The organism is Sphingomonas sp. NFR15, assembly GCF_900103265.1.
In the GTDB taxonomy this organism is placed as follows: Bacteria; Pseudomonadota; Alphaproteobacteria; order Sphingomonadales; family Sphingomonadaceae; genus Sphingomonas; species Sphingomonas pollutisoli.
Genome location: NZ_FMWX01000001.1, coordinates 123,424 through 137,187, shown reverse-complemented (window position 1 = coordinate 137,187; position 13,764 = coordinate 123,424). Strand labels below are relative to the sequence as shown.

The following is a 13,764-nucleotide window of genomic DNA, read 5'->3' as shown; positions in this document are numbered from 1 at the left end:
TTTCAAAAAAGTAACCAGAGTCGATGCTGTCGCCGCACTCCCATCGCCGCGCCATTCCCGCCGGCGCCCGGGTCGGTTTCTGGCGCGCGCGCGACGGCTGGATGCTCCGCCGGTTCGACTGGCCGGCGGATCCCAGCCCGCGCGGCAGCATCCTGTTCCAGGCCGGGCGCGGCGACGTGTTCGAGAAATATCTGGAGACGTTGGCGCACTGGCACCATCAGGGCTGGTCGATCAGCGCGTTCGATTGGCGGGGGCAGGGCGGCTCGGGGCGGCTGTCGGGCGACCCGCGCGTCGGCCATGTCGAGGATTTCGCGCTCTACGTCGCCGATTTCGAGGAATTCTGGCGGGTGTGGCGCAAGGGCGCGGTTGGGCCGACGGTCGCGATCGGCCATTCGATGGGCGGCCATCTCGTGCTGCGCGCGATGGCGGAAGGGTGCATCGCGCCCGATGCGGCGGTGTTGGTCGCGCCGATGCTCGGGCTGAAGACCCCGGTCGGCGCCGGCTTCGGCGAATGGGCGGCGCGGCGGATCGGCGGGCGCGGCGATGGTGCGCGGCGGGCGTGGCGCGGCAACGAACATCCCGCCACCACCGCGACCCGCCAGGCGCTGCTCACCCATGACGATGCGCGCTATCGCGATGAGATCCACTGGCAGACGGTGCAGCCCGATCTGGTGCTCGGGCCGCCAAGCTGGCGCTGGCTGATCGAAGCCTTCGCCTCGACCCGCCTGCTGCGCGCCGACCCGCGCCTCGCCGACGTGCGCGTTCCGGTGCTGATGCTGCTCGCCGAGTACGACCAGCTCGTCTCGGCGCGCGCGGCGCTGCGCGTGGCGGCGCGGCTGCCGGACGCGCGCGTGGTGCGCTTCGGCCGTGAGTGCGCGCACGAGATCTTGCGCGAGGTCGATGCGGTGCGCGACCGCGCCCTCGCCGAGATCGACGCGTTCCTGGCCGCGCGCCTGGGCGGGCGGCCATGACGGGGTTCGACATCGCGATCATCGGCGCGGGCATGGCCGGCGCGAGCCTCGCCGCCGCGATCGGCGACCGCGCGCGCGTGCTGTTGATCGAGGCGGAAAGCGCGCCCGGCTATCATGCCACCGGCCGCTCCGCCGCCTTCTGGTCGGAAACCTATGGCGGGCCGGGAGTCGCGCCGCTCACCACCGCATCGGGTCCGGCGCTGCAGGCGGGCGGGTTTCTCCAGCCGCTCGGCTCGCTCCACATCGGCCGCGCCGGGGACGCGGCGGCGATCGAGCGGTTCCTCGCCGAGTTCGCGGGCAGCGGCATCGCGCTCGAACCCGTCGATCCCGCCGATCACGTCGCGGGCCTGCGCCCCGAATGGACGCTCGGCGTGTTCGAGCCGAGCTGCGCCTATATCGACGTGGCGGGGCTGCACGCCGCCTGCCTCGCCACCGCGCGGCGCGGCGGTGCGGTGCTGGCGGTCGATTCCCCACTCCGCTCGGCGACGCGGAGCGGCGGCGGGTGGACGATCGTCACCGGCGGCGAGACCTATCGCGCGGGGGTTCTGGTCAACGCGGGCGGCGCATGGGCGGATGCGGTCGCGCGGATCGCCGGCGCCGCGCCGATCGGCATCACCGCCTATCGCCGCACCGTCGTTCAGTTGCTCACCGATCCGCCCGCCCCCGCGGGGCTGCCGCACGTCGCCGACATCGCCGGGCGCTTCTATTTCAAGCCCGAGGCGGGCGGCCGGCTGTGGCTCAGCCCGCATGACGAGACCCCGGCCGCGCCGTCCGACGTTCAGCCCGAGGAGATCGACGTCGCGCTGGCGATCGACCGGTTCGAGCACGTCGTCGATTGGCGCGTCGCCCGCCTGGAACGGCGCTGGGCGGGGCTGCGCAGCTTCGCGCCGGATCGGCTGCCCGTCTATGGCTTCGATCCGCGCGTGCCCGGCTTCTTCTGGTGCGCGGGGCAGGGCGGGTTCGGCATCCAGACCGCGCCCGCCGCCGCCGCGCTCGCCGCCGCCGTGCTGCTCGGTACTACGCCCGATCCGATCGCCGCGGCGATCGATCCCGCACGCTACGCGCCCGCCCGCCTCGCGGCGCTGGCGTGACGGCGCGCCCCGGCCGCCGCCGGGGCGCGCCGCGTCAGCGCTTGCTCGGCTCGGGCATCACGATCGTCGGGCCGAGGTTCTTGATCACGTCCCGCGCGTCGAACGCGCGGACGTTGCCCTCGGGCTTCGGACCATGCCCGAGCACGATCTCGGCATGCGCCTCGTATTTATCGATCGTCTGGATGTCGATGTTGCGATCCCAATAGGGGCCGCCCGCGAATGGACTCCAGGATCGCCACCCGAAGCCGCGCCCGTAATAGCTCCACGCCGGCCCCCAATAGCCATAAGGCCCGCCGACGAACGGCTCGGGGGTCGCATAGGTGCGCGTGCTCTTGTCGGTCTGGCGGTCGGCGAGCACGAAATAGTCATAGCCCTGCTGCACGGTGAGTTGCGCGGCGCGGAACAGCAGATAGCGCTCGACCGTCTCGCGCGGCGTGTAGCCGTTGCCGGCGAAGCTCACCATGAATCGGTTCGCCTCGATCTGGCGGTCGCTATAGCCGGTCCGCGCGAAGCCCGATCCGGTCGCGGGGCGATAGGGGGTCTGCGTCGCGCAGCCGGCGGCGAGCAGGGTGGTGGCGAGCAGGGCGCCGCTCAGCGCCCGGTTCAGCGTGCGGGGCAAGGTTCGGGTCTTGGACATCGGGGCCTCCAAAGGGTCGGTGCTCACGACAGGCCGTGCCGCGAACACCGCCAGTCGAAAACGCCCCGCCGACGATAAAGTCGCGGCGCGCGATGTCCCGTGACAAATTTGATATCCGGCCGCCCCCCGTTATCCGCCCAGCCGGGCGCGATAATGGTCGAGCATCGGGGCGGCGCCCGCGCCCGACAGCACCGCCGCCATCCCGCGCGCGGCCGCCTGCGCCGCCGGCACGGCACGCGCGATCATCGCCGCCTCATAGCGCGCGACCGCCGGCCACCCCGCGCCCGACGTCAGCGCCGCCGCGAGATCGACCGCATCGGCGAGCGCGAGGTTGACGCCTTCGCCCGCGAACGGCGACATCAGGTGCGCGGCGTCACCGAGCAAGGTCACGCCTGCGACGCTCGCCCAGCGATGCCCGATCGGCAGCGCGTATAGCGGCCGCACGCCGAGCGGATCGCCGCTGACGATCATGTCGCGCAGCACCGGGGACCAGCCTTCGAACTCCGCCAGCGCCGCCGCGCGCATCGCCTCGGGCGGCATCGCGCCGAGCGCGCGCGCATCCGCCTCGTCGATCCGCCAGCCGGCATAGCCGCGAATGTGGCCGTTGCCGTTGCGCTGCCCGATCAGCGCGCGGTTGTCGCCGACCGCGAACATCTTGCCGGCCCCGACCAGCGCATCGACCTGCGGGTGCCGCCGCGTATCGAACCCGAGTTCGACGAACACCGCGCCTTCATAGCGCGGCCGGGCATCGCCGAGCAGCGCGCGCACCTGCGACCAGCCGCCGTCCGCGCCGACCACGACATCGAACGCTTCCGCGCCCGCCGCGCTGACGACCATGTGGCCCGCATCCCCAAGACGGATCGCCTCGACCCCGCTGTTCCAGCGCACCATCCCCGGCGGAACCGACTCGAGCAGGATGCGGCGCAGCGCGCTGCGGTCGATCTCGGGGCGATCGTCGCCTGCGCCGTCGCGGTCGAACAGCAACGTGCCGTCCGCGTCGTAGAGCCGGTCGCCCTGATCCTCCGGCCGCGCGTGCGTGCGGAACGCGTCTTCCAGCCCAGCGGCGCGCATCGCATGCTGGCCGGTGTCGGAATGCAGGTCGAGCGATCCGCCCTGCGGCCGCGCATCGGCATCCGCATCGCGTTCGAACACCACCGGCGCGAGCCCGCGCAGGTGCAGCAATCGCGCCAGCATCAGCCCGCCGGGGCCGCCGCCGATGATCGCGATGCGTGGGTCGATTGTCATACTGGCCTCCTCGATGTACATAGGGGCCTATACATAAACATAGGAGCCTATGCAATGGCCGAGTCCGTCTGGACGCCGATGCTCACGCCTGGCCATTATTTCACCCGCATCGCGCGCGCGCTGGCGCGGATCGGCGATAAGCGGCTCGCGGCGGTCGGCTTCGCGACCGCGCAGCTCCCGGTGCTGTCGGCGCTGCGTGACGGCGAGAAGAAGTCGCAGACCGAGTTGGCGCGCTGGGCCAAGGTCGAACAGCCGACGATGGCGCAACTGATCGCGCGGATGGAGCGCGACGGCCTCGTCCAGCGCGAACCCGATCCCGCCGATCGCCGCAGCAGCCTGATCTCGCTCACCCAAACCGCCCGCGAGCAGCTCCCCGCCGGGCGCGAGATCCTGCGTCAGGGCAATGTCGAGGCGATGCGCGGATTGTCCGACGCGGAGGTCGAGACGCTGCTCGGGCTGCTCAAGCGCGTTCTGGCCAATGTGGAGGCGATGGAGGGCTGACCTGAGCACCACACCGTTCGTGCTGAGCCTGTCGAAGCACGTGCGTCAAACACCGGGCCGCTTGGTCCGTGCTTCGACAAGCTCAGCACGAACGGATCGTAAATCTCAATCCTCGCCGAAGCGCGCCTCGACCAGTTCCGCCAACGTGCTCACCGCCTGCTCGGCGCCGTCGCCCTCGGCGCGGATGACGATCGAATCGCCCATCGCCGCGCCCAGCATCATCAGCCCCATGATCGACGTGCCCGTTACCGATCCGGCGCCGTCCTTCTCGACCGCGACCTCGCAGGGGAGCGTCGAGGCGAGCGTCACGAACTTGGCGCTCGCGCGCGCGTGCAGGCCGCGCTTGTTGGTGATGAGGACCGTCCGGGCAATCTGGCTCACGCCGCCGCTTCTCCCAAAACTTCGGAGGCTACCGATATGTATTTACGGCCAGCTTCGCGCGCCGCGGCGACCGCGTCCACCACTTTCATCGCCTTGCGTGCCGATTCGAGCCGGATCAGCATCGGCAGGTTGATGCCCGCGATCACCTCGATCCGCCCGCGCTCCATCAGCGAGATCGCGAGGTTGGAGGGCGTGCCGCCGAACAGATCGGTCAGCACGATCACCCCGCGCCCGGCATCGACCGTCTTGATCGCAACCGCGATGTCGTTGCGGCGCGCTTCCATGTCGTCATCGGGGCCGATCGCGACGGTGGCGATCCGTTCCTGCTTGCCGACGACATGCTCCATCGCGGTCACGAACTCGTCGGCCAGCCGACCGTGGGTCACCAATACGAGCCCGATCATCGCCGAATCCTGCTCATCAAATCTGCGTCCCGTCCCCGTCGGCTGCCTCGCGGGCGCCCTCCAGCGAGTCTTGCGGCGATGCAGCAAGATCACGATGCGCGACCGTGGGGGAAAAACCGGCGTCACGCAACCGTGCCGCGACCCGCTCCGTGACATGAACCGATCGGTGTCTCCCTCCGGTACACCCGAAGGCGATCGTCACATAGGATTTTCCCTCCGCCCTGTAGCGCGGCAGCAACAGCAGCAGCAGCGATTCGATCTGCCGCAGCGCGGCGTCATACGCGGGGTCTTCGGCGATATAGGCGCTGACCTCGGCATCGAGTCCCGTTCCGGGACGAAGCTCGGGCACCCAATGCGGGTTGCGCAGGAAGCGCATGTCGAAGACGAGATCGGCGCTGCGCGGCAGCCCGCGCGCGAAGCCGAACGACATCACCTGCAAGGTCGGCTCGCCGAGCCGCTCGCCCGAGAAGGTCGCGCGGACCTGCTGCGCGAGTTCGTTGGCGGTCATGTCGGTGGTGTCGATCAGCCGGTTGGCCCAACTGCGCAGCGGCGCCAGCAGCTCGCGTTCGCGCGCGATGCCGTCCACCGCCGGCCTGTCGAGCGCGAGCGGGTGGCGTCGCCGCGTCTCCGAATAGCGACGCGCCAGCTCGCCGCCAGCGCAATCGAGGAACAACGTGCCGATATCGAGACCGTGGCCCTCGCGCAGCGAGTCGATCCGGCCGACGATCCGGGCCGGATCGAAGTCGCGCGTGCGCGCGTCGATGCCGATCGCGAGCGGCTGCGACGATCCATCCGCGCCCTCGGGCAGCGGCGCGCTCAGCAACCGGTCGAGCAGCGCCAGCGGCAGATTGTCGACGATCTCCCAGCCGAGATCCTCCAGCGTGCGCAGCACGGTCGATTTGCCCGCGCCCGACATGCCGGTGACCAGAAGGATATCCTTGCGGTCGCCACCGCTCAACGTGTTCATGATGTTCCGCCTGTGACCCGCCGCAGCGCCAATTCCACTTTGAGCGGCGCCGAAGCCTCATGAGAATCGACCCGAACCAGCGGAATTGCAATGCCGTTGATCGTTTCGCTCAGCGATGCTTCGGGCATCCGCATCACCGGCTCGCCGAGCCGTACCACCAGGGCCACGGGCGCCGCCGCGCGATGGGGCAGGGGGATGATGCCGATCCCGCGCACCTCGATCAGACCCGCGATCGTCGCGGGAGGCGCGGCGGTCAGCGTGCCTTCGGCGACCGTCAACAGCGTCTGGTCGTCGCTCACCAGCGTGGCGCCGCGATCGATCAGCCGCAGCGCCAGATCGGACTTGCCGCTGCCCGAAGCGCCGATCAGCAGCACCGCCTGCTCGCCGATCGCCACGCAGGTGGCGTGGAGCCGCGCGGGTGTCATGCCCGCGGCCCGGCCGGCAGCCGCACCACGAAGCGCGCGCCGTGCATCCGGTCGTCCCGCGATTCGACATGGATCGTGCCGTGATGCGCCTCGACGATCGTCCGCGCGATGGCGAGGCCGAGCCCCGAATGCTTGCCGAACGATTCGTCCTCCGGCCGGAACGAATGGAAGCGGTGGAAGATCGTCTCGCGCGATTCCTCGGGAACGCCCGGCCCTTCGTCCTCGACGCGGATCACCAGTTCGTCGCCCTCCTCGGCGGCGGAGATCACGATCACGCCGCGCTCGGGCGAGAAGGAGATGGCGTTGTCGATGAGGTTCTCGAACACGCGTTCCAGGCGCGCGCCTTCCCCCAGCACGATCAGCGGCCCGCCGCCGATCGGGCGATCGAAGCGCAGCACCACGTCATGCTCCACGCCGCGCGCGCCGTGCTGCGCGATCAGCCCGGCGATCAGCGCGCCCAGCTCCACCGGTTCGAACTTGGCGCGGCCGAGCTGCGCGTCGAGCCGCGACGCCTCGGCGATGTCGGTGATGAGCCGATCGAGCCGGTGGACGTCGTCGCGCACGATCGCGAGCAATTGCCGCTGCAGCTCGGGATCGCGCACGCTGGCCAGCCCCTCCACCGCCGACCGCAGCGAGGCGAGCGGATTCTTCATCTCATGCGTCACGTCGGCGGCGAACGCTTCGATCGCGTCGATCCGCGCGCGCAGCGCGAGGCTCATGTCGGACAGCGCCCGCGCGAGCATGCCGATCTCGTCGCGGCGCGAGGGCAGGCGCGGCACCACCACCTCGCGCGCGCGGCCGAGCCGGACGCGTACCGCCGATCGCGCCAGCCGGCGCAGCGGCCGCACGATCGTGCGCGCGAGGAACAGCGACAGCAGCACCGAGACGAGCGAGACGATCAGCAGCACCACGCTCAGCCGGAACCGTTCGAACCGCACCGTCTGGGTGATGTCGCGCGCGTTGACCGTCGTCATCACCACGCCGTCGCCGGGCACGGCGGCGGCGGCGGTGATGACCGGGGTGCGGTCGGGCGCGCGCCACACCGTCGCCGGCGCGCGCTGGCTGCCGCGCGCCAGTTGCACGTCGGGCCAGTCCGCCCCCGCAGCGTGCTCGCGATACAAGGGCGCGCGGGGGGCACCGACGACGGTGTCGATCATCGCGTCGAGGAACCGCGCCGCCGCCATGCCCCAATCCTGCTTGTCGGGGTCGAGCAGCACGAAATTGCGTTCCCCCAGCACGCGCGTGTCGAGCACAGGCCGGCCGGCGTCGTCATACAGCCGGATGCGCGTGCCGGTATCGCGCGCCAGCCTGAGCGCCACCCCCGCCCGCGCGTCCGGCGCGACCGCGCCGAGCGCCTCGGCGATCAGCCGCGCCTCGCGCCCGGCCTGCGCGACGCGGCTGTCGACGATCCGGCTGCGGTACGAATCGAGATAGAAGAACCCGCCCGCCAGCAGCGCCAGCGCGAACACGTTGACGAACAGGATGCGCGGGGTCAGCGAGACCCGCGCGGACCAGCGGAGCGTCAGCTCGCGGTCGTCACTCTTCGGAAAAGCGATAGCCCGCTCCATACAGCGTCTCGATCGCGTCGAAATCGGCGTCGGTCTGCCGGAATTTGCGCCGCACGCGCTTGATGTGGCTGTCGATGGTGCGGTCATCGACGTAGATGTCGTCGTGATAGGCGGCATCCATCAACTGGTTGCGCGTCTTCACCACGCCGGGCCGCTGCGCCAGCGCTTCCAGGATCAGGAATTCGGTGACGGTCAGCGTCACGTCGGCGCCCTTCCAGGTCACGCGGTGGCGCGCGGTATCCATCGACAGCCGGCCGCGCACCAGCACCGTCTCGGCCGGCTCGCCGCTCTCGGGCGCGGCGGGCTGCGACGCCTCGGTGCGGCGCAGGATGGCACGGATGCGCGCGATCAGCAGCCGCTGCGAGAAGGGCTTGGCGATATAATCGTCCGCCCCCATCGCGAGGCCCAGCGCCTCGTCCAGCTCGTCGTCCTTCGAGGTAAGGAAGATCACCGGGATCGTGCTCTTCTCGCGCATCCGCCGCAGCAGTTCGAGCCCGTCCATGCGTGGCATCTTGATGTCGAAGATGGCGAGATCGGGCGGATTGTCGATCAGCGCCTTGAGCGCGGTCTCGCCGTCCGAATAGACGCGCGTGAGGAACCCCTCGGTCTGCAGCGCGATCGACACCGAGGTGAGGATGTTGCGGTCATCATCGACGAGCGCGATCGTAGCCGTCATCGCAAAACACACCTTGGTTGCCGGGGCACCGCGTTAGTCCAAAGCGCAAGGCCGCTCAACACCGCCCCCGCCAGATCGAGCGCCCCGACGCGCGCAGGATTTCACAGACAAATGATAATCCCGGCGCCGATCGCGTCGGGTCTTGCCGAAATCAAACATCGCGCCCTTATAGTAATCGCGTCGTTTGACCCCCGGTTACGCGCGCGATATGCCGATCAGGTCATGAGACACGCGCACGATCGACACGATCGGCCGTACTGGGGAGAATGAGTGATGAGCCACCGTATTCCGAACGCGGACCTCGCCGCGCGGGGCATCGAAACCAATGCCAAGCTCAACTGGAATCTGCCGACCGCGCGGCTCGTCGAGGCGGCGGTCGCGCGCGGCGAGGGCAAGCTCTCGATCGACGGCGCGCTGGTCGTCGAGACCGGCGCGCACACCGGCCGCTCCGCGCAGGACAAGTTCATCGTCCGCGATGCCGAGACCGAGGATACGGTCTGGTGGGGCAAGACCAACAAGGGCATGGCCCCCGATCATTTCGCCGCGCTCAAGGCCGATTTCCTCGCCGCGCTCGCCGACAAGGACGAGCTGTTCGTGCAGGATCTGTTCGGCGGGTCGCAGCCCGAATATCGCGTCCATGTCCGCGTCGTCACCGAACTCGCGTGGCACAGCAGCTTCATCCGCACGCTTCTCGTCCGCCCCGAAGAGCATGAACTCAAGGGCTTCGACGCCGAATACACCATCATCGACCTGCCGAGCTTCCGCGCCGACCCCGCCCGCCACGGCACCCGTTCCGAGACCGTGATCGCGGTCAACTTCACCGAGAAGCTGATCCTGATCGGCGGCACCAAATATGCCGGCGAGATGAAGAAGTCGGTGTTCGGGCTGCTCAACTACAAGCTGCCGCCGATGGGCGTCATGCCGATGCATTGTTCGGCCAACATCGGCCCCGAGGGCGACACCGCCGTGTTCTTCGGCCTGTCGGGCACCGGCAAGACCACGCTGTCGGCAGACGCCAGCCGCACGCTGATCGGCGACGATGAACATGGCTGGTCGGACACCGCCGTGTTCAACTTCGAGGGCGGCTGCTACGCCAAGATGATCAACCTCTCGCCCGAGGCCGAGCCCGAGATCTACGCGACCACCAAGCGCTTCGGCACGATCCTCGAGAACGTGGTGATGGATCACGAGACGCGCACGCTCGATTTCCACGACAACACCCTCGCCGAGAACAGTCGCGGTTCCTATCCGATCGACTTCATCCCCAATGCCTCGGCCGAGAACATGGGGCCGGTGCCCCAGAACATCATCTTCCTCACCGCCGACGCGTACGGCGTGCTCCCCCCGATCGCGAAGCTCACCCCCGATCAGGCGATGTACCATTTCCTCTCGGGCTATACCGCGCGCGTCGCCGGCACCGAGATCGGCGTGACCGAACCCTCGGCGACCTTCTCGACCTGCTTCGGCGCGCCGTTCATGCCGCGTCATCCCTCGGTGTACGGCAATCTCCTCAAGGAGCGGATCGCCAAGGGCGGGGTCGATTGCTGGCTGGTCAACACCGGCTGGACCGGCGGCAAATACGGCATCGGCCGCCGCATGCCGATCAAGGCGACACGCGCCTTGCTCAACGCCGCGCTCGACGGCAGCCTCAACGATGCGCAGTTCCGCACCGATCCCAATTTCGGCTTCAGGGTGCCGGTGGCGGTGACCGGCATCGACTCGGCGATCCTCGATCCGCGCGAGACCTGGGCAGACAAGGATGCCTATGACGCGACCGCCGCCAGGCTGGTCGACCAGTTCGTCGAGAACTTCGCGCAATTCGCCGATCATGTCGACGAAGGCGTGCGCCAGTCCGCGCCCAAGGCCGCGACGGCGGCCTGATCGCCGCGCCCGGACGGTCGCGCCGAGAGGCCGTCCGTCCGGGACGATCGCATTCGCGGTCATGCTGCGCCTGCGAGGAACGCTTGCCCGCGTGAGCGGTTATCGCGCGCATGTCGAGCGTCACTATCGCCGGATGGACCGTTCCCGCCTCGCTCGTCGATGTCGCGACGATCGCGGTCACCGTGCTGCTCGCGCTCGCCGTCCACTGGCTGCTGATGAACGCGCTGCGCCGCATCGCCGAACGGACCCCCGGCTCGGCCGACGATATCTTCGTCACCTACGCCAAGCGCCCGCTGCAATTCATCCTCATCACGCTCGGCCTCGCGATGGTGCGCGAATCGCTCGATCTCGGCAAGACCGGCACGATCCTGTGGGCGCGCGCGGCGGGGATGCTGGTCCCCGCGCTGATCGGCTGGCTGGCCATCAACATGATCCGCGCGAGCGATCAGGCGATCGCGCTGTTCGCCGACATCACCGTCGCAGACAATCTGCGCGCGCGCCGGCGCCGCACGCGCAGCGCGATCCTCACCCAGATCGCGCTGCTCGGTGTCGGCTTCGTCACCATCTGCCTGATGCTGCTCAGCATCCCGAGCGTGCGCAGCGTCGGCGTCACGCTGATGGCCTCGGCCGGCCTTGCGGCGCTGGCGGTCGGCGCCGCCGCGCAGCCGCTGCTCAAGAACGTCATCGCCGGCATCCAGATGGCCTTCACCGAACCGATCCGGCTCGACGACGTCGTCATCATCGAGGGGGAATGGGGCAAGATCGAGGAGATCCGCCTCACCTATGTCGTCGTCAGGATCTGGGACGAGCGCCGGCTGGTCGTGCCGGTCTCGAAGTTCCTCGAGGACAGTTTCCAGAACTGGACGCGCACCGGCTCGGAGTTGCTCGGCTCGGCGTTCTTCTATCTCGATCCGACCGCCAACATCGCCCGCCTGCGCGAGAAATACACCGAGATCGTCAGCGCCAACTCGCGCTGGGACGGTCGCGCGCAGGTGCTGCAGGTCACCGACATGAAGCCCGATGCGATCGAGGTTCGCATCCTCGCCACCGCGCGCGACGCCGGCACCGCGTTCGATCTGCGCTGCGATCTGCGCGAGGCGTTGCTCGCCTATATCCGCGATGAAATGCCCGAGGCGCTCCCGCGTCGCCGCGCCGAACTGGGGCGGGACGCGTGGCACAACAAACCTGACCAACCCACCCGTTCGCCCTGAGCTTGTCGAAGGGCGTGTCTCAAACGGCGCGCTCCGGGGCACGTGCTTCGACAAGCTCAGCACGAACGGGGAAGAGAGACGAGCCTCCGCTACTTCACCATCACGGAACCCTCCGCGCCTCCACGTGAACAATCCTTCACCCCGCACCCCTAGCGCCAGCGGAAGCCGTTGTTTACATGGACCGCCACGACTCGCTTAGCCCCCAAGCAGGAACGGCACTCCATGGACATTCGCCTCGGCCTCACTTTCGACGACGTCCTGCTGTACCCGGCCGAGAGCGATATCGTCCCCAGCCAGACTGACACCGCCACGCAGCTTACGCGCGGCATCGCGCTCGACATTCCGATCCTCTCCTCGGCGATGGACACCGTCACCGAGGCCGACATGGCGATCGTGATGGCACAATTGGGCGGCATCGGCGTGCTGCATCGCAACCTCACCGTCGAGGATCAGGTCGCCGCCGTCCGCGCGGTCAAGCGGTTCGAAAGCGGCATGGTCGTCAACCCGATCACCATCGCCCCCTCGGCCACGCTCGCCGAGGCGCAGGCGATCATGAAGCGCCACAAGATCAGTGGCATCCCGGTGGTGGAAAGCGACGGCCGGCTCGTCGGCATCCTCACCAACCGCGACGTGCGCTTCGCCGAGAACCCCGCGCAGCCGGTCTCCGAGCTGATGACGCACGACAATCTCGCCACCGTCTCGCCCGGTGTCACCTCGGAGGAGGCGCGCCGGCTGCTTCACCAGCGCCGCATCGAGAAATTGCTGGTGGTCGACGAAGCGTATCGCTGCATCGGCCTCATCACCGTCAAGGATATCGAGAAGGCGGTCACCTATCCAAACGCCACCAAGGATGCGACCGGCCGCCTGCGCGTCGCCGCCGCCACCACCGTCGGCGACAAGGGGTTCGATCGCACCGCCGCGCTGATCGACGCCGAACTCGACCTCGTCGTGATCGACACCGCGCACGGCCATAACCGCGACGTCGCGCGTGCGGTCGAGCGGGTCAAGAAGCTGTCGAACTCGGTGCAGGTGATCGCGGGCAACGTCGCCACCGGCGAAGCGACGCGCGCGCTCATTGACGCGGGCGCGGACGGCATCAAGGTCGGCATCGGCCCCGGCTCGATCTGCACCACCCGCGTGGTCGCCGGCGTCGGCGTGCCGCAATTGACCGCGGTGATGGACTGCGCCGAGGTCGGCCAGAAATATGGCGTGCCCGTCATCGCCGATGGCGGCATCCGCACCTCGGGCGACATCGCCAAGGCGCTCGCCGCCGGCGCGTCGTCGGTGATGATCGGCTCGCTGCTGGCGGGCACCGAGGAGGCGCCTGGCGAGACCTTCCTGTATCAGGGCCGCGCGTACAAGAGCTATCGTGGCATGGGCTCGGTCGGCGCGATGGGGCGCGGCTCGGCCGATCGCTACTTCCAGGGCGACATCAAGGACCAGTTGAAGCTGGTGCCCGAGGGGATCGAGGGGCAGGTCGCCTATAAGGGCCCGGCCAAGGACGTGATCCACCAGCTCGTCGGCGGCATCCGCGCGGCGATGGGCTATACCGGATCGGCGACGATCGCCGACCTGCAACAGCGCGCCCGCTTCGTGCAGATCACGGGTGCGGGGCTGCGCGAGAGCCACGTCCACGACGTGACGATCACGCGCGAGGCGCCGAACTACCCGACGCGGTGAGGGCGGGGGGCGCTCGATGATGCGTCTGCCGAGATATTGAGCAAACCGCCTATTCACCTCGAGCCCGTTCGTGCTGAGCGCAGTCGAAGCACGTGCCTCACGTCCGCCGCTCGATGGCCATTGCGC

The 13,764-nt window shown here is 69.1% G+C and carries 14 protein-coding genes; 6 read left to right on the top strand and 8 right to left on the bottom strand.

Going from position 1 to position 13,764, the window contains the following annotated elements; all coding sequences use genetic code 11:
* The first annotated feature begins 23 nt into the window (after positions 1-23).
* Both BLS81_RS00585 and BLS81_RS00580 read left to right on the top strand, forming a co-directional pair.
* The gene (locus BLS81_RS00585) at positions 24-971 is read left to right on the top strand and encodes an alpha/beta fold hydrolase (protein WP_093219437.1); all 948 of its coding nucleotides are present in this window, start codon (positions 24-26) and stop codon (positions 969-971) included.
* Positions 968-2,062, top strand: a complete 1,095-nt coding sequence (locus tag BLS81_RS00580) for an NAD(P)/FAD-dependent oxidoreductase (RefSeq protein WP_093219434.1) — start codon at positions 968-970, stop codon at positions 2,060-2,062. The genes BLS81_RS00585 and BLS81_RS00580 overlap by 4 nt, the downstream gene beginning before the upstream one ends.
* 34 nt (positions 2,063-2,096) lie before the next feature.
* Here the strand turns inward: BLS81_RS00580 and BLS81_RS00575 are convergent, their stop codons facing one another.
* Both BLS81_RS00575 and BLS81_RS00570 read right to left on the bottom strand, forming a co-directional pair.
* Positions 2,097-2,699, bottom strand: a complete 603-nt coding sequence (locus BLS81_RS00575) for a CC0125/CC1285 family lipoprotein (protein ID WP_093219431.1) — start codon at positions 2,697-2,699, stop codon at positions 2,097-2,099.
* A 129-nt stretch (positions 2,700-2,828) separates the two neighbouring features.
* Complete coding sequence (locus BLS81_RS00570; protein ID WP_093221619.1) at positions 2,829-3,944, bottom strand: FAD-dependent oxidoreductase; 1,116 nt, start codon at positions 3,942-3,944, stop codon at positions 2,829-2,831.
* 54 nt (positions 3,945-3,998) lie between these two features.
* Between BLS81_RS00570 and BLS81_RS00565 the strand changes: the two genes are divergently transcribed.
* Positions 3,999-4,445, top strand: coding sequence for a MarR family winged helix-turn-helix transcriptional regulator (locus BLS81_RS00565; RefSeq protein WP_093219429.1), 447 nt, complete (start codon positions 3,999-4,001; stop codon positions 4,443-4,445).
* A gap of 105 nt (positions 4,446-4,550) precedes the next feature.
* Here the strand turns inward: BLS81_RS00565 and BLS81_RS00560 are convergent, their stop codons facing one another.
* The 6 genes from BLS81_RS00560 to BLS81_RS00535 are packed head-to-tail and all read right to left on the bottom strand — an operon-like array spanning position 4,551 to position 8,866.
* Positions 4,551-4,826 carry an HPr family phosphocarrier protein gene (locus tag BLS81_RS00560; RefSeq protein ID WP_093219426.1) on the bottom strand — a complete coding sequence of 92 codons (276 nt, stop codon included), beginning with the start codon at positions 4,824-4,826 and terminating at the stop codon, positions 4,551-4,553.
* Entirely contained in the window at positions 4,823-5,230 is a 408-nt protein-coding gene (locus tag BLS81_RS00555) for a PTS sugar transporter subunit IIA (RefSeq protein WP_093219424.1), read from the bottom strand. The genes BLS81_RS00560 and BLS81_RS00555 overlap by 4 nt, the downstream gene beginning before the upstream one ends.
* A gap of 16 nt (positions 5,231-5,246) precedes the next feature.
* Complete coding sequence (gene rapZ / locus BLS81_RS00550; protein ID WP_093219421.1) at positions 5,247-6,197, bottom strand: RNase adapter RapZ; 951 nt, start codon at positions 6,195-6,197, stop codon at positions 5,247-5,249.
* On the bottom strand, positions 6,194-6,622 hold the full coding sequence (locus tag BLS81_RS00545; RefSeq protein WP_093219418.1) for an HPr kinase/phosphorylase: 429 nt from the start codon (positions 6,620-6,622) through the stop codon (positions 6,194-6,196). The genes rapZ and BLS81_RS00545 overlap by 4 nt, the downstream gene beginning before the upstream one ends.
* Positions 6,619-8,190, bottom strand: coding sequence for a sensor histidine kinase (locus tag BLS81_RS00540; RefSeq protein ID WP_093219416.1), 1,572 nt, complete (start codon positions 8,188-8,190; stop codon positions 6,619-6,621). Before BLS81_RS00540 ends, BLS81_RS00545 begins: the two co-directional genes overlap by 4 nt.
* Complete coding sequence (locus tag BLS81_RS00535; protein ID WP_093219413.1) at positions 8,159-8,866, bottom strand: response regulator transcription factor; 708 nt, start codon at positions 8,864-8,866, stop codon at positions 8,159-8,161. Before BLS81_RS00535 ends, BLS81_RS00540 begins: the two co-directional genes overlap by 32 nt.
* A gap of 273 nt (positions 8,867-9,139) precedes the next feature.
* Between BLS81_RS00535 and BLS81_RS00530 the strand changes: the two genes are divergently transcribed.
* From BLS81_RS00530 to guaB, 3 genes are all read left to right on the top strand, one after another.
* Complete coding sequence (locus BLS81_RS00530; RefSeq protein WP_093219411.1) at positions 9,140-10,747, top strand: phosphoenolpyruvate carboxykinase; 1,608 nt, start codon at positions 9,140-9,142, stop codon at positions 10,745-10,747.
* Between the two features lie 110 nt (positions 10,748-10,857).
* Positions 10,858-11,958 carry a mechanosensitive ion channel family protein gene (locus BLS81_RS00525; RefSeq protein WP_093219408.1) on the top strand — a complete coding sequence of 367 codons (1,101 nt, stop codon included), beginning with the start codon at positions 10,858-10,860 and terminating at the stop codon, positions 11,956-11,958.
* Positions 11,959-12,180: 222 nt separating this feature from the next.
* Positions 12,181-13,638, top strand: coding sequence for an IMP dehydrogenase (gene guaB, locus BLS81_RS00520; RefSeq protein WP_093219406.1), 1,458 nt, complete (start codon positions 12,181-12,183; stop codon positions 13,636-13,638).
* The last annotated feature ends 126 nt before the right edge of the window (positions 13,639-13,764 follow it).